Below are 24,221 nucleotides of genomic sequence, written 5' to 3'. Positions count from 1 at the left end.
CATCTCAGCAGAAATCAGCCATTAAAACGAAAGTCTTCGAGCTATCGAAGTTTGCTGTTGGAACTGAGAAAAAAGAAGCAGCCTAGTCTCTAAGTCAAGGCTGTAGAAGCCCATTGATCGACACGGAGTGGCGTCGATGGGTAGTTCACTGTAATGATAATGTGGACGCTGGATAAATTTGTGAACCCGGCACATAGCGCCGGTATTTTTGAAAAGTTTTATGGCATTAGTGGGTCAACAGATATAGTGGCGTATGTGTTAGGTGCGCTGCAGTTAGTTTTAGTATTAGCATTTTTGGCGGGTATTAAAAAGCGACTTACTTACGGAATCATTTTTGTAATGCATGGCTTGTCTACACTTTCATCGTACAACCAGTACATAGATGGCTTTAATCACTTATTATTCTTTACTGCATGGCCAATGTGGGCAGCGTGTTTTGCGTTGTATTTACTGCGCGACCAAGACGTAAAATTTACTATAAAGTAATACATAAAAAATTGGTTATAAGCCGCTTGGCTTATAACCAAATAGTACACAAGGGAGTGTATCAAAGTTAAAGTTATAGTGTATAAAGTAGTTACTGCAGCAGTTAGTGCATTGCATCGTTGTAGTGCTCAGCTAAGCTTTCTTTTTGCCCTTCGGTAAGCGCTTTGCCCGCTAATTGAAATACTTCGTGCTCTTCCTCATCTAAGTGATGATGCACTAAATGATGGAGTTTTTTAGCAGCAACTAACCACGCTGGTGAACTCCTATCGGTTTCTTCAAGTTGTTCAATTAATTCATCAATATCATGATGTTCTGCCACACTATGGCGGGCTTTTTCATGGGTTAGATCTTCAAACATCAGTGGGTTATAAAAATAACGCTCTTCAAATTTTGCGTGTTGTTTTAGCTGTGTTTTTAGTTCAAGCATTAATTTTTGACGCTCATCTGTATCACCATGAGTTTGAATAAGCGCATCTACTAACTTACGTTGTATGTCATGATCGGCGCGTAGTGCTTCAAAAATATTCATTTTATTTCCTACTTTACTCATTGTTTAAATAATATGAAGCAAATATAAGGCCATTTTTAATACACTGTAATACAAGGGGTTTTGTTTTTATTACAAAGAGATTATTTGAGAGGTGTGTAAAAATTACTATGCACTGTATAAAGCTAACAACAAAAAGGGCTAATATTGCTACTAGCCCTGTAATAAAATAACTTACTTATTCATAACCGTATTTAGCTAGCTATTTATTTGCGTCTTTTATTGCTTTAAGTTTAGCTGCGTGGTCAATTTCAAACGCAGGCATGTCTTTATTGCCATCGATCAGGTAGTTATCCATCCAACGCATTAAACGTAAGCTGTAGTCGTACTGGGCTGCTACTTTACGGTTACCGTGGCCTTCGCCAGGGTAGTAAACTAAACGCACGTCTTTACCTTGCACTTTCATGTAGCGGTATAGCTCCATTGATTGCGCTGGGTGTACACGAGGATCGTCTTTACCGTGCATAATTAATAACGGTGTTTTAGATTGTCCAGCCCAATAAATAGGGCTGCGCTCTAAGTACCATTGCCATTTATCCCAAGGGTATGAACGAGCATGTACTAGGTTCATTTCGTTAGATATATCGGTAGTACCAAACTTAGATAATTGATTTGATACGCCAACAAACATTACGCTGGCAGCAAAGTGCTCAGTTAATTTTGTTGCGCCCCACGCAGAAGCATAACCGCCGTATGAGCCACCAGTAATACCAACACGTTTAGTGTCTACTAAACCCATATCAACAAGGTGGTTTTTAAAATCTACTAAGTCATCAAACTCTTTGCCTGCGTAGTCATTTTGGCCAAGCTTAGAGTAATCAACCCCTTTACCCGTTGAGCCACGATAATTTGGATAAAATACAGCGTAACCACGAGCTGCTCCCATTTGACCAGGACGTGAGTAGTTAGTTAACCAACCGTCTTTGTCATGGCTTTCAGGGCCGCCATGTACCGACATGATTAATGGGTAACGTGTCCCTTTTTTATAATCAAGCGGATACACAAGTACACCATCAATTTCTACGCCGTCACGGGCTTTTAAATTAATTGTTTGTTGCTTGGCAAAGCGCTTGTCGTTTAGCCACGTGTTTGAATCGGTTAAACGCTCTGCTTTATTGCTACGAACAATAAACACTTCGTTAGGATGTTTTGCGGTATTGGCGCGCAGCGCTAAGGTTTTATCTGAAGCAGAGATACTTAGGCTTGAGGCAATAAATTGACCTTCTTTAACTATTTTTTTGTATTTATTGCTGCCGGTTTTAATGCTGCCGACAAAGCTTTGGGTGCCTACATTGGCAATAAAATTTAAGGTATTGCGTTTATTCTGCCATTCAATATCGGCTACGTGGCCGCTAAAGTTGGGTAACCACTCATCTACTTTACCGCTTTTTGTATCGGCTAAAAATAAGCGACCAGTAGCAGGGTCGTGTTTATCTTGTGCGCCTAAAATTGCGATATAACGACCATCATGAGAAAGCTCTGCTGTACCAAGTTTACCCTCTGTGGTAAACGACATAGTTACTTGATTACTTGCTATATCAAACAAGTGCCATTGTGATTTTGTGTATTTATCATCAATTAACGCAGTAGGCTGAGTTTTAACCAGTAGCTTTTTGCCATCGGCAGCCCAGTTAACATCACTAACATAGTTAGCTACATTGAGCGCGGCAGGTGAAAGTGGCTTATCGGTTTGTTTTAAATCAGCAATAAACAGCTGTTTGTTTTTTAAACCTTGTTCGTATACCTCTGCCATAAAGCCTAATTTTTTAAGCTCTTTATCAGATTTATCAGCTGCTGGCATTGCCAAAATAGCGAGGTGTTTATTGTCAGGGCTTAGTGCGTAGCTTGAAATAGAGGTATCTTTTAATGACAGTACTTTATGTGCTTGGCCGCCATCAACCGGAATTTGATAAAGCGCGGTAAATTTGTCATCTTTTAATTTTGCTAAAAAGTAGATGGTTTTACTGTTGTTAGACCATTGAATGCTGCTAATACTAACCGAACCGGTAATAAAAGGGCGCTCTACACCTTTATCGTTAACCACATACAGCTCACGGTAGTTAGTGCCATTTTCATCAACGTACAGCTCACGCGGCACCGAACGAGTAAAAGCGACATTATCGCCATCTGGACTAATACTGGTTTGAATAACTGATTGAATTTTTGGGATATCTTCAACCGTTAATACTGTTGAAGCACTTACCAATGAGCTAGATAATCCCATTGCAAGCACTAAGCTAAGTTTTAACATTAAACTTTCCTTTATATACACGTTAACTTGGCAGTATAGCAAGGCTGATGTAATAGGCTAAAAAATGCGATTAACACACTGTTTATAAAGGTTAATGGATAAAGCGGTGATAAAAGTAATGACGCCAACTTTTATCACAAATGTTGGCGTATATTTTAATTAATGGATAGGTGAGAAAAGCGCGTTACAAACTCTTTTTAGGTGGCAGTGCTACGTTGGCAAAAATTAACCCAGCTACTAGCGACATAAAAATTAAAAACGTTTGCTGGCCTATATGTTCTGCATAAACAAAGTCTTGACCTTCAATAAGCGAGTTTAAGCCAATATAGGTTTTGCTACCCGGTACTAATACAATTAAGCCTTGCATAGCAACAATAGAAGCGGGGGCGTTGGCCACGCGATTAAATAAGTTACTAAATATGCCAACGGCTAATGCGCCAACAAAGGTCCCTAAGGTGTAATCGAGATACATAGCAGAGCCAATACTGGTGCCATAAGCAATAAAACCAGATGCGATAGACCACACGGCATGTTTAAGCTTGGTTCTAAATATGACTATTAGGCTGCTACACAGCAAAAATATAGCAAGCCAAGGCGTCCACGCTGGCAGTGGCGCAGGTTGCACAAAGTCGGCCTGTCCAAATAATGCAAAACCAATACCTATGCCAATAAAACCACCAAAGTAGAGTTTAAACAGCAACATGAATGAGTCCATTACCCGTGCTGTACCCGACACTAAGTGCCTTGCTGCAAGTTCTGCTAATCCTAGGGCTAATGCTAAACCCGGAATAAATACAATGATGGACGACAGTACCACTAAACGTATATTGATCTCTGGGGTAAAATAAACACTAATAGCACAGGCAACGATTGACGATACAATTGCTACCAAAGGCTCAAGCATGTGGGCGACACGTTTTGAGCGCCCCGACCAAAGTACAAACAAGTATACAATAGATGAGAGCAACGCAGACCAAGCTACATCAAACCAGCTGGTGCCCATTAACATAGCAAACGCACCACCAGATGTGGCAAACGCAATGCCCGTAGTGAGTTTATTGTAAGAGTTAGGAGCAACAAAAATAATGTCTAGCTGTTCGTCCACTTCGTGCAAGGTTAACTTGCCATCAAGCATTTGATTAACTAAGTCGTCGGTGTCGGCAAGTGAGCCTAGGTCGTGATCGCCAGGATCTACCCGTGCAACATGGGTATACTCGTCTTCGTGGCCGTCGGTCCAAATAACAAAGGTAACAGAGGTAGGCGACATAACAAACGACGATTTAAGGTCTAAGTAGGTCGCAACTTCCATTAAATGCGCTTCTAAGCGGTATGCGGGCGTACCATATTTGTGCAGCATTTTACCTAATTTAACGATAAATTTGCGTTTTTCTGTAAAGGTTGCGTTTTTCAAATGCTTTTAAGCCAACGGTTAAATAACTAAGCTAAAAATATAGACAAAATTGCGAAATTTGCCCATGTTTAATGGGCGCGATTTTAAACACTAATTGGTGTGTGTCTAGTCATTTTTAATCTAATTTTTTATTTTTTTCAGCTATCCATTGCGACATGTATTGTGTGCTGCGCATTGTATGATGTTTGAGCATTTGGCCTGTAAAGTTTTTTTCGCGATGGGCATTTAAATCGCTACTTATTGAATCGACTTTATGAATTAACGCAGCGCTTAATTGGGCTTTGTCATACAGCGTATTAAGTAGTGTATTGCCATCTTGTTGTGCTTGTTCAAATTCACTTTGATTGTTGTACATTTCAACGGCTGCATTTGCAAAATCTTCGGCGGTGTTTGCTATTTTTCCAGGCCAAGGTAACTCATTATGCATACCTTCACTGCCAATATTAGTGGTAACACTTGGGGTTTGCATAATCATGGCTTCAAGTAATTTACCTTTAATACCTGCGCCAAAACGCAGTGGTGCTAAACATACTCGTGCGCTTTGCATTACCTCAAACGCATTATCGGCCCAGCCTTTAATTAAAAACCCCGATTTAGGGTTGTTAAGTGCAGTTGCTTTTGGCGGCGGGTACGATCCATGAATATGCAGCTCAGCTTTAGGCAGTTGCTTGCGAATAAGAGGCCAGATTTGTTGTAAATAAAGCACTGCATCCCAGTTTGGCGCGTGCCTAAAGTTACCTATGGTCATAAAGTGTTGGCGCTGCTCAAAGGTTTTAGTGCTGGTGGGCAATGTGTTTAAATCGACCATAAAAGGTAAATGGTGTAATAAGCTAGGCTCTATTTTAAATACATCATTAAGTAAACTCATTTCATAGCTAGAAATAATAAGGCTTAAATCGCAACGTAAGATGGCTGCAATTTCGCGTTTTGCTATGTCTGAATGCAAGTCGTTAGTGGTAAATTCTCGCTCGCCTTTATGGGCTTCGTGGCGGGCATTACGCAAACATTGTAGATCTTCGGTATCTAAAATTTTCAGCGCATTCGGGCAATACTTATCAACGCGCCAACCAAACTGTTCTTCCATCATAAAACGGTCAAACATAACGATATCGGGAGCATATGCTTTAACGTAATCGTCAAAACTTTCGCAGTTAAGCGCAATGCTCTTGCTACTAATACCAAAGTCGTCAAGGTTGACCATGTGCTCGGTGCGCAGTGCCGGCGTTGCAAACTCTACTTGCCAGTTTTGGGCTCTAAAGGCATTTAATAACGACATCATGTGCGTGCCTGCAGCAGATGAGTTGGGCTCTGGCCATACGTAGCCAATTACCAGCACTTTTTTCATTGGCTAGGATCTCTTTTTAGTAAGTTTAAATTTACCCATATAGAAACAGGTAAGCTTATTTTTTGTGATGGTTATTACAATAATAACGGTAGTAGTCCAGTAAATTTAGCGCACTAGTTCTACACAAGTTCAATGCTTATAAAGTCATTTTTTATTAATGGGTAATATTAAAAAATATGACGGCATTTACTTTATTCATCTGCATTGTTTTTTAGGTGTACAGCACTTTATAAATAGCGCTGTAGTGTAGCTTAAGTTAGGGTGGCGATAAATCATTTACGCTATTTTGTATAACCTTAATGCTTTATGAATGCGGCAAAACATGTTTAGATAGCTTTATTAAACTAAATAATTACTAAAGGACAAAACATGAACGCTTTTAGGCTGTTAGTTGCCTTTATTGGCTGTATTGCATTACTGCCAATGAGCTATGCAGAGCAAGGATATCAAACGCCATCGGCTGAACTTGCTACATTAGTAGATGCTAAGTTATCGCCCACCAGTAGTTTGTCAGACGATGGCCAATGGCTGGCATTGTTTGAGCGCAAACGTGTTGTGTCGCTAGATGAGTTGGCAAAAGAGGAGCTTAAACTGGCGGGCATTAAACTCAACCCGGCAAACTTTTCACGCTCACGCGTAAGTGCAAAATACAGTGCGGTGCAAATTAAACACGTACAAAGTGGTACGGTTATTAATATTAATAACTTGCCACAAGGTATTATTCGCGCGCCAAAGTGGTCATCAAATAGTGAGTACTTAGCCTTTGTGGTTGAGCAAAAAAATGATGCGCGTTTATGGTTATACAATGTAAAAACAAAACAAGCTAATGAGCTAAACTCAATTGCGCTTAACTCTGTCCTAACTGCATCTCCCTATGAATGGCTACCCGATAGCAGTGCCTTGGTTGCAAATTTAGCCGTTAATTTAGGAAAAACCAGGTTACAAAATGATAGCCAAAGTACGGTGCCTGTTATTCAGCAAAGTAGCGGCGAAAAAGCCCCTGCACGTACTTATCAAAACTTATTAACCGGTCCGTTTGATGAGGCGCAGTTTAAGTTTTATGGCCAAGGGCAACTCGCCTATATAACGCTTGATGGTCATGCGCAACCGATTGGCCGCCCTGCGTTGCTTAAGTCATTTTCAGTATCACCCGACTCAACCAATATATTAGTGGCAAGCATAAACGAGCCATTTTCGTATCAAGTTCCATACAACCGCTTTGCTACAACATGGCAAATATGGGGAATGCGTGGTTTTTCACTAGTTGAGCTGGCAAAACAACCATTAGCCGATAATATTCCACAAGGCTACGACAGTGTACATACTGGCAGACGTGACTTTGAGTGGCGAGGCGATCAAGGTGCAGAGGTTATTTGGGCTGAAGCGCAAGATGGTGGTGATATGAAAACCGATGTTGAATATCACGACTTTATTTACAGCTTACGTGCACCGTTTAAGCGCGAGCCTAAACTGTTTGCTAAAGTAGAGCGTCGTTATTCGGGTATAGAATGGGGTAACGATAATATTGCTATGCTCAGCGATTGGCGCTTTAGTGACCGCCAAGTGCGCACTTATATTATTGCCCCGCGTGATGCTGATAAAAACCGCATATTATTTTCAGAGCGTAGTTACAACGATGCCTACAAAGACCCAGGTAGAGTAATATATGAGCGCAATGATTTAGGCAGCAAGGTAATAAAAGTGGTTGGCGGACGCTATCTATTTTTACGCGGTAATGGCGCATCAGAGCAAGGTAATGTGCCGTTTTTAGATCAATACGATGTAAAAACGAATAGCAGCAAACGTTTGTGGCAATCAGCGGCGCCTTATTATGAGCGTGTTCGTGCGTTACTGGATGACGAAGGTAAGCGTTTTATTACTATTAGAGAGTCTAAAACAGAGCAACCTAACTTTTTTATTCGTGATTTAAATAAACAAAATTTAACTCAAATTACTAATTTTGAGCACCCTTACCCTGCATTTAAAGGCGTAACAAAAGAGCAATTACGTTATACCCGAGATGACGGTGTTGAGCTTTCAGGCACACTTTATTTACCACCAGGTTATGATAAAACTCAAGGTCCATTACCTGTATTAATGTGGGCATACCCGCTTGAATATAAAGATAAAGCAGTCGCTTCTCAAGTGCGTGAATCGCCTTATGAGTTTACCTCTATTGGTTATTGGGGCCCAATGCCTTACTTAGCTAAAGGTATTGCGGTGTTTGACGATCCTAAAATGCCTATTGTAGGTATTAAGGGCACTGAACCAAACGATAACTTTAGAAAGCAACTAGTGGCCAGCGCACAAGCTGCCGTAGATGTATTGGTTAAAAAAGGAATTGCTGATAAAAACAATATTGCCATAGCGGGTCATTCATATGGTGCATTTATGGTGGCTAACTTATTAGCGCATAGTGACTTGTTTAAAACCGGTATTGCCCGCAGTGGCGCGTATAATCGCACCTTAACGCCGTTTGGCTTTCAAGGCGAAGAGCGCGACTTTTGGCAAGCCCAAGATGTGTACGCAAACATGTCGCCCTTTTTTCATGCCGAAAAAATTAACGAGCCAATGTTAATGATTCACGGGCAAGAAGATCCGAATTCTGGAACTTTCCCAATGCAAAGTGAGCGTATGTACGCCGCGTTAAAAGGCTTAGGTAAAGAAGCGCGTTTAGTTATGCTACCTCATGAAGCACATGGCTATCGAGCCCGTAAAAGTTTACTGCATGTATTGTGGGAACAAGAGCAGTGGCTAAACAAATACCTGTTAATGGATGATTCTGCTGAGCCGGTAAAGGTAACGACTGAGCTAGTGGCTGAGCCAACACCGAGCCAATAGTAAAGTACGAGTTTATGCCGTGAGAGCAAGAAGATCCCCCCTTAATTTCACGGCACCTTCCCCATGCAAAGTGAACGTATGTACGCTGCACTTTATCATCTCAGACTTTTGCCATGCATGAGTGTATAAAACTTCCAAATTCAGACGCTTTTTGTTTTTCATAATAAAGGGTAAATAACGCAAAAACCTTGCTGTTCAGGGCTTTCAAGTGGGAGGTGTTTTACTAATAGGAAATTTTTATTTTGGGCTGATACTTTGTTTAGAGGAAGTTACCTTACCAAAAACAAGCTCAAGGTGAGCGAGTACAAATGCTCATATTACATATCATTTATCTTTCACCTTAGCTCTTTTTCATTTACCCTTTCGCCTAGAACCTATTACCACTTTGTCTTTAACCCATTACGAGTTTTAAATGATTGATATAACAGTACTCGCGGTATTTATTCCCACCTTCTTTTTCGTTTCGATCACCCCGGGTATGTGTATGACATTAGCCATGACGCTAGGCATGAGCATTGGCGTGCGGCGCACTTTGTGGATGATGGTGGGCGAACTACTCGGCGTTGCTAGTGTTGCCGTTGCTGCAGTGCTAGGTGTGGCAAGTATTATGCTTAATTATCCAGAGGCGTTTGCTATTTTAAAATGGGTAGGCGGTGCATACTTAATTTACATTGGTATAAATATGTGGCGATCTAAAGGAAAAATGTCGGTAAATACCAGCAGTGCTACAGCTGTAAGTCGCCAGTCGCTGTTTACGCAAGGCTTTGTAACTGCAATCGCCAACCCAAAAGGCTGGGCGTTTATGATCTCATTATTACCACCATTTATAAGTATTGAACATGACGTAGCCCCCCAACTATTAGTGTTGTTAAGTGTAATAATGGTTACCGAATTTTTAAGTATGTTGGCTTATGCAACAGGTGGAAAAAGCTTACGATTATTTTTAACGCGCGGTAATAACATCCAGTGGATGAATCGTATTGCGGGCAGTTTAATGGTCGCTGTAGGTGTATGGCTGGCTGTAGGGTAGTGCTTTAATAGATTAATTACTCGGCATTACAATATTAAAAAAGCAGTTTTCTTTTGTTATTAGCTCCTAAAACGGGTAAAAAACAATGATTATGTAAAAATGAGCTTAAAGTATTAACCTCAGCTGAATGCCTTGCTGTGGTTACATTTGTTGCTATTTTAATTACAAGTAATAAAAGTTTCTTAAATTTCTGTATTGCAATTTATAAAAAATTCGGTAATTCTAACAAAATATTCAAGGAAGAATGAATTAAGTCAAAAGCTTAGCTTTATGCTTTCTTGCCTTTTAAATGTACAGGGAATTGCCACATGAAAAAAACTATCCTATCTGCACTTATTTTTGCTCCTCTTTTTGCTGGTTGTGTATCTACAACTGATACTTCTGCTGACTTAGATCGTAACGCTGTTGTTGCAGAGTTAACTACACGTATGGATACATTAGGTTACCAATACCCTGTAGACGTAGTACCAGGCATTAATGAATTTTTAAATGCATCGGCTATGGTGCTTGAGCGTCAATATAAAGTAATGGGGCAATACCGCACCTCAACAGATAATCATCGCGATGTACAAGCGTTTTTATACGCTTATAACGATGCCACCCCTGAAGAGTTAGAAGCCGCTGTTGCAGAATTTGATGCTGGCGCTAAAAATGAAGATGAAAAGATAGGCCATAAACTTGCTGCCTATAACGAAGCCAATGAAGGTATTTATCAACAAAATGTCGCACTTGCTACCGACTTAACTGTTGAAGTTGCAAAGTCAGCTTATATTTTATCTCAATATAAAAATGAAGTGGCAATGGCGTTAGCGCTCAGTGCTGGCAGTAGTATGATGGGTATGTTTGCTGGTGAGGAAGATGAAGCAGAAAACCCAAAAGATATTGGTGTAGCATTGTTAAAAGCAAAAGATCAGCTTTCGTTAGCATTAGAAGCGAATGAAATTATTGAATTAGAGCAAGCTACTATTTCAGCTATTAACGAATTACAATTAGAGCTAGAAGCGAAAGGTTAATGAAAACAAGCATTTTTGCCATTTTATTGGCATTTGCTTGTACAAGCTCAGCGCAAAGCTGGCCTGATTGGGTACTCCAACCGCAACAAAGTGATGAATACATTACTGCGGTTGGTATTGGTGAAAGTCGCTTAGCTGCAAAGCAAGCGGCTTTAGCCGAAATTATAACCCAACTCAGTGTTGATGTAAGTACTCTGCAAGTACAATCACTAACCAAGCAAAACAACAAATCAACCAGCTACTTTGAGCAAGCGACAACGCTCAGTAGTTTACCGTTTACATTAACGGGGCTTGAGCAGTTAAATGCAGTTGCACAAAACAACTTATTTGCTTTAAAAATGGGTGTTAAAAAGTCGGTTATAGTAAAAACGTTAAAATCTGATTTATCGGTACTATCTCGAATTACTCCCCCAGAAAAAAATACTGAGCAACGTTTTATTTGGGCACTGCAAAATAGTGGTTTACTAAGCCAGGCGACAAAAAAACTAGCAGTATTGGAGCATTTATCAGGTTCTGAGTTGTTGATTAAATCAACACTGAATAATTTATTAACCGAACAGTCAATCGCATTTAATGCAGTTGCGTGCGATGTGATTGGTGCAATCAGCGCACACGAAATTAAATCTGCCTTAAACGACGCCTTACCTCACAGCGGCGACACACAACTATGGCTTCGTCCACAATTGCGTTGGCAATACGCGCAAACTACAACTAAACACTCTGCAAAAGCCATTTTATCACTAGCACTAACACGCAGTACTAGCCCATTTAAAGTGTTATTACAACATGACATAAATGCTCAAGAAAGTGCCGCTACGCGGGAAAACGCCAAACAAAAAGTGATTCAAAACTTAGTGCAACAACTTAAAGCGCCTGCTAGTCAGTGGCTGTTTGATATTTAGGAATAATAATGAAACTAGTAAAAAAATTAACTCTGTCAGCATTAACACTTGCCTTATTAGCTGGTTGTCAAACAAAGTCGGGCAGCAGTACACAAGTAGAAAAAGTAAGTAATCGTGCATCTAACGCTCAAGTGGCTAAAAGTGCCTACGACTTTAAAGATCATGATATTACCATTCCTGCCTATTTTGATACTCAAGGGCTAGAGCGTTGTACCTTTGATATTAACAACGAAGCCGATAGTTGCCCACTGAAAAAGCCTATCGTACGTATGTATTTTGACCTAGCCCAAGTAACTGGTACTGGCATTGGTGTAGATGCTATGCGCGAGTTCGATAATGAAAATTTATTATTGATGGTTGAAAACCAATTTGCTGGCATTAACCGCTTTAGAATTATTACTCGTGATGACGATACCATTTCAAAAGAACAGCAAATATTTTTACAACAACAAGGTGTTAAAGCGGCTGCCAAGCGCGCCGAAGTAAAAGCGTTAATGCCGGATTTTATTGTAAAAATAGATTCACTCAGAACTATCAAAACAGAAGGTTCCATAACAGATTGGGCTGATTATACGTTAGAACTGACCACAGGTGTGATTAACCCACAAACCCGTGAAAAACTATCGCACCCAAATTTGGGTAAAATACGGGTTAAATCAGAGGATGTGCGAGAACGCTCAGAACTAAAATTTATCCATGTAAATTCTCGACCCAAAGGCGGCTTTCCATTAAATGATAGTGCGCATGTAAACGCGGTATTCAATGATATGGGTTCGCGTGGTATTGATATTTTATTGACCCGTATGCTTAGTGAAATGCCTGCCACTGCGCAAGTGTTAGGTATTAAAGGCAACAAAATTAGCCTCGATCGTGGCCAAAATGCCGGCGTATTACCAAATGAAACCATGATTATATTTAGTTACGAAGCAGGATTTGTTGAGCCATTAGGGGTGGCGCATGTTAACCCGTCACGTAACAGTGCAAATGGTGAAATTATCCGCTGGAAAGATTCAAACATGGCCGATAGCGTTAAAGATAAAGCCGAAAATGGTATTTATCGCCCAGCAAAAGGTGCAAAAATATTTGCTGTATCGGTAGGCACACCAGCTGGATTTTTGGAGAACCGTACATGATCAAAAAGCTTTGCTTATTAGCGTTATGCTCCTTAAGCGTACAAGCACAAGTGGATGTTTTAGCTGATGGAACATTACAAACCCAGGCGTGTGCTTATGGGCGCGGCAGCTCGGCTATTTCTGGTGCAAAAGCGCAGGCCAGTGCTGAGCTTATAAGTTTTATTAAAGGTAATAAAAGCCTAACAACGCAAAGTGCGCAGCAACATTTAACAACAAATTTAACTGATGATGCCGCCAGCTTATATGAGCAGCAACGCACTACTATGATGGAAGGTTTGAGTGCAGGTGCAGTTCCTTTAAATTACTCAACGCCTACGCTTAGTGGTAACGACACTTGCATGACTGTAAGCCTTAATCCGCAGGAGTTAGGAGAGCCGCAAGAGCAAAACTGGCAACAAGCGACCCAAGATATAAGCGTGACAGTAATAGGTCAAGGCTGGAAAAAAGAAGGTAAAACAGCATTAACTAATGCCGAGCAAGATGCACTACAAAGAGCTGTATCTCAGGTGGTGGGGGTTTGGCTTACGCAGCAACACACGCAATCGTCAAGCATGAGTATGGATATTGTTGATGGTAATGAGTCAACCAATATGCAGGAGTTGATTGGCCAGCAGCTTTCTAGTCATAGTGAAGGACTGGTTAAAGAGTGGCAAACACTCAAAAGTAAGCAGTTAAAAAATGGTGGCGTAGAAATTACGATAATGGCGGTAGTAGAAAAAGCACCGCTAATTCAGCAGGCATCGCAATTGTTGAGCATGATTGGCTCACCTAGAGTACAAGTAATCGCTCCTGAACCATTAAAAACAGAGTTAAAAGTTTGGTTGAGTGAGCAAGGTATTGAAGTAGGTGGTGCGGCGAGTTTAGTGATTTATGCACAATCTGATGTTATTAAACGTGGTAATAATCGTCAACTTAGCTTAAGTGTTAATGTGCGAGATTTAGCTGGCAATATTTATGGGAATTGGAAAAATGATCCTTCATTTATGTCTTTGCCTGATGACCCTTACGTAGAAAAAGATTTAATGGCAGTACATTTAGCCGGTGAATCGCAGTCAAAAGCACTGCACAGCACGCTTAATACTGCGTTTACTCAAGTTGTTGCAAGAGGCGGACTAGTAAGAGAAGTTCTGTTGCCAAGTAATAAATTAACGCAACCAGAAAAATTGCATGCAGTATTAAGCACTTTAGGTGGTGTAAGCGACGTAGCTATCGATAAGCGCAGTGGTTATACAGTTGCAAGCCTTAGGTACAAAGGTAATACCGGTGAACTTGCCCATGCACTTGATCAAGCATTAGCAACGATTACCGTAAAAACACTTTCTAAAATTACAATCGAAAACGACTTTACACTCAGGTACAAATAAGGACAGATGATGAAATTGAAAATATTAACATTAGCAATGGTTTTAGCTATGCCTGCAATTGCAGCTGAAGAATTTAGCTTAACAGACATGATCCCTGCTCGCCCTGGTGCACAAGTAGCTAACGCAGATCAAGCCCAAGTGTCGGGCGATGTAGTGGTTGCAAAAGATACTAATGTAGCGGTAGCTGTTGCTCATCAAGCGCTGATTGATGACGACGAAGACGGTATTAAAATGATTCAAGTAGGCAGTGGTACTGGTATTTTATCAATTGGTAGTGCTAGCTATAACACTTATGACAACATGAATGCGACATTGCTTTCAAAACGAGGCGCTTATAATCAGGCTTATTTAATTGCTAAAAAGCAATTAATAGAAAACATGAAAGGTGTTGAGCACCAATGTAGCAATGTAGTAAGTGCAACAATGGATGTAATAGATACCGGTGTTGAGGGTGTTGCAAACGAGCAAACTAATATGATGGAAGCGTGTAAGGAGTCTGTATCGGGTTCTTTAGCCGGTTTTGTTACTTATGACGTGTACGATAATAATGAAGAAAAGGGAGTACGCGTTAGTTTAATTTCAACACCTAAAACACGCTCGCAAATAAAAGGAAATCGTGGTGCAGTTGCTGTGACTACAGAGCCAAATGCTATTTTTCAGCAAGTAATTAGTGATGTTAAATCAGGTGTTTTACCGCCGGTTGGCGCAAAAGTGTTAACTAACGCCGATAGCGGAGAAGTAATAGTACTAGGTTATGGTTCGGCAATAATACGCGGTAATAAAAATAATAAAGTGGCGCGTAAATTAAAAGGTGCTGCTAAATCACAATCGCAAACGCGTGCACGCTCAGCGCTCCTAGCCACTATGCAAGGAGAGAAAGTATATTGGGAAGGTAGCTTTGACGAAAAGCAAATGGAAGGTACTCAGCAGTTTGAATACGACGATCCTAACCTAAATGATCCACAGCAAGTAAAAGTGCTTGAAGAGGATCGAAATACATTTTTAAACCAATTAAAAATGTCTGATGAATATGCAACATTATCTAAAGGTAAATTACCACCAGGTGTGAGTGTAAAGAGCTTTGCAAGTGATGACGGCTTTTGGCAGTACAGCGTAGCAGTTTATGCGCCAAGTTTAGAAGCAACGGCGCGCCAAGCAGCTAAAGAAATGACAGGTAATAACGGCAATACAGTAAATGGTATGAGCCGCTCTGGTCATAAAATTAAAGCAGTGGGTGGCTTAAACGAAAAAGCGGCTAATCCACAAGGTGCTTCGGGTAAAGTAGCGAGTGAAGAGGAGCTTTAATGCTAGCATCTATTTTAGCGCTTTCGTTGGTGGCTTCGGCCACCTTCGACTCAGAGCAAACAATTGAACAGCAAACTGCTTTTTTTAAAAGTCAGGCTAATGGTCAATACGCCCGAGTTAAGGCGTTAAAATCGAGTGCAAAAAATGCGCTTGAGCAGGCATGTCGTAATGCATTGACCCTGCCACAGCGCAGTATTATAAAAAGTACCTTAGCTAATAAGCTTAATATTACCTTACCAGAATCGGTGAGTTTTATTGAAGCTGAGGTTACGGGGTATAAGCAAGAAAAACAGCAAGAATGGCTAACCTGTACAGGTATTGTTACCCCTGCTGCAGCAGACATAAACGAGGCAGGCTTAGCAATTAGAGCAGCATGGCAAGTAGGCAAACAGCAAGATAAAAACAACTTGCGTGCATTACTTAAAATAGCAATGGCTCACCCATCGACTATATCAGATGCCGTTGCACTTGTTGCCGATCAATCACCGCAAAGCGAGCGCCTAGCTTACCTTGATAAATACTTAGTAGCCGATGAACTTAAACTTGATGACGCTAAAGAGTCTGTGGCGCAAGCATGGTTTAAAGACATGCGCTACCAACAAGTTATTTCATTAATGCAACAGTGTGAAAGTGTTGATTGTAAACGCTTAGGTTTAGCCGCAGAGGCTGAGTATGAGCAGCAAAGCGCAGATGATTTAAGCAGCTACTTTTAATTTATAAGGATATAAAAAGTGTACTTGAAAAGTAAATACTTACTAAGGTTAAGTACTATTGCGTGCCTTACTTTAAGTTTAAATAGCCTAGCCCAAACAAGTGATGAAGCCGAATTTGAAGCTTTTTTAAAGCAGCGTCAAAGCGAGTTTAGTCAGTACGAACAACAACAAAAGCAAGAGTTTGAAGCGTTTGTGAGTGCCTGGCGTGATGCTGAAAGCACTTATTTAAAACAAATAACTGCAAAATGGCAAGACCCAAACCTACCTAGCTCAAAAGTGTGGGTCAAATATAGTGACGATTTAAATAAACGCACCAGTGTAAATTTTGAAAGCGGTGAAGTGGTTGTTGAGTTATTAAGTAGCAAAAGTAATGAGCAAGCAGTTGAATATGCAAAAGAGCAATTAAACGAGCTCTCACAGGTAACCGTAGATAAAACGCTTGCCAAAGATCCAATTTACATTACAGCTAATAACACACTTAATAGTAAAAGCATTATTTCAACAGGTAAGCCTTTAAATAAAAAGGTTAAACAAAGTAAGCCACTAACAGCTACTCAATCTAAAAAAGTAGCTGAGCAAACAGTGCTCTCTACAGAAATTGTACAAGAGGTACTAGCTGCAAAGGCTCCTGTAATAACTAAGCAAAAAGACAGGGTGACAATTAGCTACAAATTGCCTGCTAATACGCTTTCAAACCAAGCAAAGCGTTATTTGCCAGAGGTAAAAGTACAAGCTGCGCGTTACAACTTAGAGCCAGCCTTATTGTTAGCAATAATACATACTGAGTCGAGCTTTAATCCACTGGCACGCTCACCTATCCCTGCATTTGGTTTAATGCAAATAGTGCCTACTTCTGCCGGTAAAGATGTAAGTAACTTCTTGCAAGGTAAGCCGTTATTGCTTAGCCCAGAGTATTTATTTCAGGCTGATAATAACGTAGAAGCGGGGAGTACTTATCTGCATATTTTAAGTAATCGCTATTTTAAAAATGTACGTAACGAGCAATCAAGACTGTATATGAGCATAGCCGCATATAATACTGGCCCAGGCAATGTAGCTAAAACTCTCAGTGGCTCAAACTCACTAAATCAGGCAAGTATTGCTGCTAATGCAATGTCGGCAGATAAGATTTATACCTATATGGTTAATAACTTACCTGCACAAGAAACCCGTAATTATTTACAAAAGGTGGTTAAACGCACCGCATATTATCAAGCACAATTGAAAGGAATTTAAATATGAAAAAGTTATTACCAGTAATAGCCGCTTTGGCGTTAGGTGCGTGTTCAAGTACAGAGCAAACGCAATCAGCACCGCTTGCTAAAAATGATTCAGTACCAAATTGGGTACTTTTACCTGTATCAGATAAAGGTTTAGCTTCTTCGTCATGTGTACCTTGGTCGGGCAGTATGTCTACAGATAGAGCGCAGGCCATTGCAGCAGCGCGTGCAGATCTATCGCAGCAAATACAAGTAAAAGCAAGTGTTATGGACCGCCTATATCAACGTAAAGCGCAAAGTAATGATGAGCTAAATGTAGGTGGTACATTTGAGCAAGTAAGCAAACAAGTTGCAGAGCAAAGTCTTGTTGGCGCTATACCTCAAGAGGTAGCATTTGCACGTTTAGATGGCAAAAAACAACTTTGTACCTTAGTAGTAATGAGCAACACACAAGATACCTTTAATAACCTAGTGGCTAAATCGGGCAAACGTTTAGACCCAGGTTCACGCGAAGCGCTTTACGAAGAGTTCAAAGCGCAAAAAGCAATGAAAGACTTAGAAAAAGAACTCGATAATTTAAATAAGTAATTGCTGCACATTATTTTTAATTTAATAGCGTAATTAGCTTTAATTAAATATACAGCCGGTTAGCCTTATTTAGGCTAGCTAGTTAATAACTATGAGGGCTAATAAGCGCTCATTTTTTGTGAAATAAAAACTCACTGACTATTTTAAAAAGGACTAAAAAATGAAAGATATTTTTTTCTTTGAATCTATGCTGACACCTAAAATTATTACTTTTGTATATTGGTTAATGTTACTGGGTGCTGTAATTTCTGGTGTAAGTACTATGTTTATGCAGTACGGTGGTGGTTTTTGGGCCGGGCTTGGTATTATTGTTGGTGGCGTAATTGGTGCTAGAATTTGGTGTGAACTACTTATCGTTTTATTCAAAATTCACGAGAATTTACAAAAAATAGCTAATAAATCAGAATAAATTTTCAGCGTGTCATAGTAAGTTTCAATTAGAAACAAAACCAGACACGCTATTTTATTTTCACCACTTTGAGGTTTAAAAAGCCTAAAATGCATTCGCAAAAATAGTTTTAAGTAAATTATTTACAAAGAGGTTAAGGGCGCTGCGCTTCTTACTTTTTGCTGTTACTGTTACGTTGTTTTAACCAAGAAATAAACTCAGCTGCGGGCATAGGATAGGCCATATAGTAGCCTTGCATACCGGTAATATTAAGTTGTGTGAGTGTTTTAGCTTGCTCTGCGGTTTCAACGCCTTCGGCAATAACATTAAAGCCAAGGTTGTGCGCAAGCGAGATTATAGTACTCACAATGGCAGACCCCCTATTACCTTCATGTATTTTATCAATAAAGCTTTTATCTATTTTTAGTTCACTAACGGGGTAAGTGTGTATATAGGCTAGCGATGAATAGCCAGTGCCAAAATCATCAATCGAAAACTTGAACCCTTTAGCTTTGAGCTGCTGCATTTGTGCAATATTTTCAGCCATATCATCCAGTAAAATACTTTCGGTTATCTCCAGTTTAAATCTTGTCGGGGATATACCAAACGCATCTACAATGCTAACAATATTGTTGTATAAGGAATGTGTTATAAACTGGCAGGCACTAATATTAATAGCAACACAAAATGAATCATGAAGTTGCTGTGTTTGCTCTAAGGTTTTAATTAACATGCAAGCGTCAAACAATACACTGCTTTGCAGTTGATCAATCAGACCAGATTGCTCTGCAACAGGAATGAAGTAGTAGGGTGATATAATGCCTTTTTGAGGGTGTATCCAGCGAATTAATGCCTCTGCAGCTATAATATTACCTTGGCAATCAAGTTGTGGCTGAAAGTAAGCCGCGAACTGCTTTTCTTTTATTGCAGTTATAATGTCGCTTTCTAGCTGTAAGCGTAAGTCTAATTCGTGTTGCAGTGCCGGATCGTAAAATGCAAAACGATGGCCGCCAAGTTTTTTGGCGCTATACATAGCTGTATCGGCCCGCTTTAGTACATCGTTGCTTGTTGTGTCTGGGCCTTCAATAAAGCTAATACCAATACTGGCGGTAATTTTATAACTACAGTTGCTTATTTTAAATGGATTTTTGAAGCAGTCTAGTATTTGGTTAGCACACACTATTGCCTGGCTTTGTGCACTGTTTTTATTACTACTTAGGTGCTTAGGTAAAATTACAAATTCATCACCACCAATTCGCGCAATAATACCTGCTTTTTTAATTACGGCTTTTAACCGCATAGCAACTTCGAGTAAAACCTCGTCGCCAATAACATGGCCTAATGAATCATTAATACGCTTAAAGTCATTTAAATCTAAAAATAATAGAGTGCCAAATGAAAGCAGCTGTTTAGATTCGCTGATCATTAATTCGAGCGTGTCAGTTAGCATGCGGCGATTAGGTAAAGTGGTTAATGGGTCGTAAAACACCAGCTTTTTTACTTGCTCTTCAGCAAGCTTACGCTCGGTAATGTCGCGTATCATCCATAAAACATGTTTTTTATTTGGCTCATCAAGTAGGTAGTTATTAATAACTGATGTTCTAGCTTCAAAAATATGTCGGTTACCCATACAATTAAGTTCGTACTCGTACAGTTGTACTTGCTCTGTTTTCAGTGTTTTAGTAATGATAGAGATTACTTTATTAGGATCACCTAATGGCAGTGAGCTTATGCGTTGCTCATTACTTAAGCTATTACATTGTAGCTCGTTGCTTGCACCATAACTTTCAATATACCGCGCTTGTTCATCAAAAATGATTCCTAAATCGGGGATCACTTCAATAAATGCTTTTAATTTTTCGTTAGAGCGTTGTAGCTCTAAACTAAGTGTTTTTTCTCTTGCGACAGAGCGCGCTTTTTCTATTGCTAAGCCCGATAAATGAGTAAAGCGTTCAATGAGCTTTAAATCTAACGCAGTCGGTGAGTTTGGGTGGGTGTAATAAACGGCAAAACTGCCAAGCACTTTGTTGTCTGAGGAAAAAATCGGAGTAGACCAACACGCTTGCAAACCATGTGCTAGTGCAATTGCTTTATAATTAGCCCATAGTGGGCTAGTGGCTATGTTGTTAACAATAACTTGTTGCTCTGTATACACCGCAGTGCCACATGACCCTACATTATCACCAATTGTAACACCGTCTATTGCTTGGCAATATTCAGGGGGGAGTTTAGGCGCAGCACCATGGCGAAGTTGGTTGCCTTCTAAAATTAAAATTGAACTTTTAGCATTTTTAGAGTCAATAATCGCTTCAATTTGCTTGCAAATAGTATGCAGGCAGAGGTGTATATCTACACCTAATGCGATCTGCTCTATAATCTGTTGTTGGGCTGCAAATAATGCTGAATGTTGTGCTGGAGTCACTCAGAAAAGTTCCTAAATAATAGTTAATGTGTCTGAGCGCATAGCATCAATAAAACGAGAAATTAATTTTATAATAATTAAGAAGCACCTTATTGATATTGTAAACATTATTTAATTTAACTCAATACTAGGATCGAATAAAATTTAAACTCTTTTTGTTTTAATTTTTAACTGGTTGTTATCATTTATTATATAGAACAACAATACGAATAGTTATAAGTGTTGCTTGGTGCCTAGGGTGACTTCAGCGAAGTGCTTTTTTAAAATATCGAGTAACGCATAAGTCTTTGCAGCAATAAAGTCTCGTTTGGGCGTTACTGTCACTGCGTACGCTATATAGCCATTATTTATTGTAGTTAGGCATCAATTTTATTGCAGTAAATGCAGCCAGTATTAAAGTTTGTTTAAAAAAGCTGATAAATTATAAAATGCGGTTGGCTTTTACGCTTGAGTCGCTTATTCTAAGCACATATATGTAGCTGCTTAGTTGACACTTAAATGTTATTACTGCTTGCTACTACTCTATAACCGCACTTAATCCGCAAAGGTAACACCTCGTTTGAACCACCTAGACAACCATAACCAAGTTAATAAAATAAATGTTATTAGCACCTTTTATTTAGCAGAAAACCTGTGAAAATACCTAAACGCCTACAACCGCTAGTTGATGATGGTTTAATTGATGACGTACTCAGCAGGCTTATGAGCGGTAAAGAAGCCGATGTTTTTGTAGTGCAGTGTGGCGATCATATTCGCTGCGCTAAAGTTTATAAAGAAGCCAGTAAACGTAGTTTTAAAAAAGCCGCACAATATCAAGAAGGCCGTAAAGTTCGTGGTGGGCGTCAAGCACGTGCTATGGGTAAACGCTCAAGTTATGGTCGCCAATTAGAAGAAGAAATTTGGCAAAATGCCGAAGTTGATGCGCTATCACGTTTAGCGAGTGCCGGTGTACGTGTACCCGACACCTACGGCTGTATTGATGGAGTGTTGCTAATGGAGCTAGTGTGCGATGACAGCGGCGATGTTGCCCCGCAGTTAGGTAATGTAGCCCTTAGTGAAGAAGAAGCGCTTAGGCAGCATAGCTTAATGATGCATTACATTAAATTAATGTTGTGTGCGGGTATTATCCACGGCGACTTATCAGAATTTAATGTGTTGGTTGACAGCAAAGGCCCGGTAATTATTGACTTACCGCAAGCGGTTAATGCTGCAGCGAATAATAGCGCCGAAGCAATGTTTGCTCGCGATGTTAATAATATGCGCCGTTATTACGGCGAATATGCCCCAGCTTTATTGCAAACTCAATACGCCAAAGAAATGTGGGCATTGTTTTCTGAGGCTAACTTAACGGCTAACTCCACTTTAACAGGTGAATTTGAAGATAACAGTGAAGCCGCAGATGTTGATGCAATACTTGAAGAAATTGAAGCCGCTCGTGAAGAAGAGCTGGAGCGCTTAGACCGTATTCGAGACGTTGACGAAGATGCTTAAACTTAATTAAATTAAGCTGATGTCTAGCGTGTAGTAGCTAGACATCAAACCGTTGCAGTTAAATTCAATAAAACAAAGGTTAACTTAATCGCGGCCTGAGCCCGTATAAAGCAAATGTTTTTTGTTTTAACGCTTTCTCTTTCACTTTGAGTAATTTAGCTGTTATTTCACTCCTATTCCCTGCGCTTTAAAGTACTGCTGTATTTCATTTGTATGTGGTTTAAATGCACGCCAGCGGCCAATGGCTTTGTTGTTGAGCGGTTGGCGAACCTGCACTTTACTGGCGGTAGAAACCGGCGCTGTATTTAAATGAAAATCAATACACTGCGGTTGCCACGCTAAATCACAAAACTTAACTAAATCTTTAATTTGCACTTCGGGCTGCGCTACTAACTCCTCGTACTGAACTAATTTTATTGTATTTTTATGCAAACTTTGAAAATGCTGCATTAGTTTATAAAAACGGCTATAAAATTTAGCAGTATCAAGTAAATCTAACGAATAAGCGTAATAAGGGTTATTAATACTAAATAGTTGGCGATAGTTACCAATACAGGTGTCCATTGGGTCGCGCAACAGGCAAATTATTTTTGCATTAGGTAATGCTTTAGTTATTAAATCAATATAAAAAAAGTTAAAGGGGAGTTTATCAATAAAGTGTTTACTATTGCCTGTAACTACGCGGGTAGCATTTAAGTAATGAGTACCAAGTTGCTCAAAGTTCATTTGATAAGCGCTACTCAGGGTTTGGTTATCAAGCACGTGCGGCGAGGTAGTTTGGCTTATTTTTTTAACACACAAGCCAAAGTCTTGTAGTTCGCCTGCAGATTGCACGTCGCTGTGGCTTGATAAAATACGCTCTACTAAGGTGGTGCCAGAGCGCGGCATACCTAAAACAAATATAGGCTCCTTGCTTGGGTTTCCTGAGGCGTTTAGCTTGTTATGCTCAAGGCTTAACTTTTTAATATGTGCAAATAAAGCCGCTGATCCCTCGTTATCAAATGGGCTGTTTTTAAGTTTATCGGCTTTACCTTGTTGCAGTGCTATAAAAGCATCCGAAAATGCGCCAATATCTTGATATTCTTTTGCTAGTGCATGGCCAATATGTAGTTTTGCATCGGGGTGAGTAACCTGTTCTGCAACCGTTTTTAAGCGCTTAATATGGTTAGTTTGCGTGCTTGCTTTAGTTAAATCGCTCAATGCAAAGTGGCTTTGGTGGTGTAATGGTTTGAGCGTAATAGCATTTTCAAACGCATCTTGAGCTTGCTCAAAAAGGCCTAAAAACTTAGCGCAAACACCAAAATTATAAAAAAACTGTGCTTGCGGAGTTTGTTTGTTATTTGAAAGCGTTAACGCGCATTCAAAGTAATTTATTGCTTGTTCGTGTAAACCCGCTTGTGTGAGTGCAACGCCTAAAGTGTCTGCATCCAGCGCTTTAGTTATTTTGCTAAGTGCAACACTTAATGCGGTTGCTTTGGCTTTTTGTAGTTGCCCTGTTAGCGCGTAACATTTTGCCAGTTGCGCTGTGTATTCAATGCTTTCTTTCAAACCTTGCGCTTTTTCAATCAGCTGAATGGCTTTGTAAATTTGCCCCACTTGCAGGTTTACCATAGCTAATAAAAAATAGCCGTCTGCAAAGTCTGGTTTTTGGGTAACAAGTTCAACTAAAGCTTTATGCGCTTGTTGCACATCACCTTGGTTTAAGTAATTTATGGCACTTTGATGTAACTGTTTTAGGCTAGGGGGCATAGTTATAGTTAGCTCGTATAAA

The 24,221-nt window shown here is 39.9% G+C and carries 18 protein-coding genes and 1 pseudogene; 13 read left to right on the top strand and 6 right to left on the bottom strand.

The features are described from left to right. Window positions 1–51 precede the first annotated feature (51 nt). Window positions 52–486 (top strand): annotated as a pseudogene (locus HC000_RS12595) (hypothetical protein). Window positions 487–589: 103 nt separating this feature from the next. Here HC000_RS12595 and HC000_RS12590 read toward each other — a convergent pair. The 4 genes from HC000_RS12590 to HC000_RS12575 all read right to left on the bottom strand — a co-directional run bounded on the left by HC000_RS12590 (window position 590) and on the right by HC000_RS12575 (window position 6,040). Continuing rightward, window positions 590–1,015 (bottom strand): hemerythrin domain-containing protein, encoded by a 426-nt coding sequence (locus HC000_RS12590; protein WP_011329866.1) that lies wholly within the window; start codon window positions 1,013–1,015, stop codon window positions 590–592. Between the two features lie 220 nt (window positions 1,016–1,235). Next, a complete protein-coding gene (locus HC000_RS12585; protein ID WP_179807828.1) occupies window positions 1,236–3,284 on the bottom strand; it encodes a S9 family peptidase in 2,049 nt (682 codons plus the stop codon). 184 nt (window positions 3,285–3,468) lie between these two features. Next, window positions 3,469–4,695 carry a threonine/serine exporter family protein gene (locus HC000_RS12580; RefSeq protein WP_179807827.1) on the bottom strand — a complete coding sequence of 409 codons (1,227 nt, stop codon included), beginning with the start codon at window positions 4,693–4,695 and terminating at the stop codon, window positions 3,469–3,471. 115 nt (window positions 4,696–4,810) lie between these two features. Then, window positions 4,811–6,040, bottom strand: a complete 1,230-nt coding sequence (locus tag HC000_RS12575; protein WP_179807826.1) for a glycosyltransferase — start codon at window positions 6,038–6,040, stop codon at window positions 4,811–4,813. Between the two features lie 369 nt (window positions 6,041–6,409). Here HC000_RS12575 and HC000_RS12570 point away from each other — a divergent pair, with 369 nt between their 5' ends. The 11 genes from HC000_RS12570 to HC000_RS12520 all read left to right on the top strand — a co-directional run bounded on the left by HC000_RS12570 (window position 6,410) and on the right by HC000_RS12520 (window position 18,558). Continuing rightward, a complete protein-coding gene (locus HC000_RS12570; protein ID WP_179807825.1) occupies window positions 6,410–8,881 on the top strand; it encodes a prolyl oligopeptidase family serine peptidase in 2,472 nt (823 codons plus the stop codon). A gap of 412 nt (window positions 8,882–9,293) precedes the next feature. Beyond that, window positions 9,294–9,911, top strand: coding sequence for a LysE family translocator (locus HC000_RS12565; protein WP_179807824.1), 618 nt, complete (start codon window positions 9,294–9,296; stop codon window positions 9,909–9,911). 308 nt (window positions 9,912–10,219) lie between these two features. Further along, window positions 10,220–10,924 (top strand): hypothetical protein, encoded by a 705-nt coding sequence (locus HC000_RS12560; RefSeq protein ID WP_179807823.1) that lies wholly within the window; start codon window positions 10,220–10,222, stop codon window positions 10,922–10,924. Further along, window positions 10,924–11,826, top strand: a complete 903-nt coding sequence (locus tag HC000_RS12555) for an LPP20 family lipoprotein (protein ID WP_179807822.1) — start codon at window positions 10,924–10,926, stop codon at window positions 11,824–11,826. The genes HC000_RS12560 and HC000_RS12555 overlap by 1 nt, the downstream gene beginning before the upstream one ends. An 8-nt stretch (window positions 11,827–11,834) precedes the next feature. Then, window positions 11,835–12,959 carry a hypothetical protein gene (locus tag HC000_RS12550; RefSeq protein ID WP_179807821.1) on the top strand — a complete coding sequence of 375 codons (1,125 nt, stop codon included), beginning with the start codon at window positions 11,835–11,837 and terminating at the stop codon, window positions 12,957–12,959. Beyond that, a complete protein-coding gene (locus HC000_RS12545) occupies window positions 12,956–14,323 on the top strand; it encodes a hypothetical protein (protein WP_179807820.1) in 1,368 nt (455 codons plus the stop codon). Before HC000_RS12550 ends, HC000_RS12545 begins: the two co-directional genes overlap by 4 nt. A 9-nt stretch (window positions 14,324–14,332) precedes the next feature. Then, window positions 14,333–15,628 (top strand): hypothetical protein, encoded by a 1,296-nt coding sequence (locus HC000_RS12540; protein WP_086994611.1) that lies wholly within the window; start codon window positions 14,333–14,335, stop codon window positions 15,626–15,628. Beyond that, entirely contained in the window at window positions 15,628–16,341 is a 714-nt protein-coding gene (locus HC000_RS12535) for a hypothetical protein (RefSeq protein WP_058374880.1), read from the top strand. The genes HC000_RS12540 and HC000_RS12535 overlap by 1 nt, the downstream gene beginning before the upstream one ends. An 18-nt stretch (window positions 16,342–16,359) precedes the next feature. Continuing rightward, on the top strand, window positions 16,360–17,577 hold the full coding sequence (locus tag HC000_RS12530) for a murein transglycosylase domain-containing protein (protein WP_179807819.1): 1,218 nt from the start codon (window positions 16,360–16,362) through the stop codon (window positions 17,575–17,577). Window positions 17,578–17,579: 2 nt separating this feature from the next. After that, window positions 17,580–18,149, top strand: a complete 570-nt coding sequence (locus tag HC000_RS12525) for a hypothetical protein (protein WP_058374882.1) — start codon at window positions 17,580–17,582, stop codon at window positions 18,147–18,149. A gap of 160 nt (window positions 18,150–18,309) precedes the next feature. Continuing rightward, window positions 18,310–18,558, top strand: a complete 249-nt coding sequence (locus HC000_RS12520) for a DUF4282 domain-containing protein (protein ID WP_179807818.1) — start codon at window positions 18,310–18,312, stop codon at window positions 18,556–18,558. Between the two features lie 151 nt (window positions 18,559–18,709). Here HC000_RS12520 and HC000_RS18685 read toward each other — a convergent pair whose 3' ends face one another. Further along, the gene (locus tag HC000_RS18685; RefSeq protein WP_179807817.1) at window positions 18,710–20,959 is read right to left on the bottom strand and encodes an EAL domain-containing protein; all 2,250 of its coding nucleotides are present in this window, start codon (window positions 20,957–20,959) and stop codon (window positions 18,710–18,712) included. Window positions 20,960–21,592: 633 nt separating this feature from the next. On the opposite strand from HC000_RS18685, the gene HC000_RS12510 reads away from it, so the two are divergent. Continuing rightward, window positions 21,593–22,450 (top strand): PA4780 family RIO1-like protein kinase, encoded by an 858-nt coding sequence (locus HC000_RS12510; RefSeq protein ID WP_179807816.1) that lies wholly within the window; start codon window positions 21,593–21,595, stop codon window positions 22,448–22,450. A gap of 162 nt (window positions 22,451–22,612) precedes the next feature. On the opposite strand, the gene HC000_RS12505 is transcribed toward HC000_RS12510, so the two are convergent. Further along, complete coding sequence (locus HC000_RS12505) at window positions 22,613–24,199, bottom strand: sulfotransferase family protein (RefSeq protein WP_179807815.1); 1,587 nt, start codon at window positions 24,197–24,199, stop codon at window positions 22,613–22,615. Window positions 24,200–24,221: the final 22 nt, after the last annotated feature.

It is taken from the genome of Pseudoalteromonas sp. MIP2626, assembly GCF_013414205.1.
GTDB classification, from domain to species: Bacteria; Pseudomonadota; Gammaproteobacteria; order Enterobacterales; family Alteromonadaceae; genus Pseudoalteromonas; species Pseudoalteromonas nigrifaciens.
The sequence above is the reverse complement of the archived record's forward strand: the minus strand, read 5'-3'. Positions and strand labels throughout refer to the sequence as shown.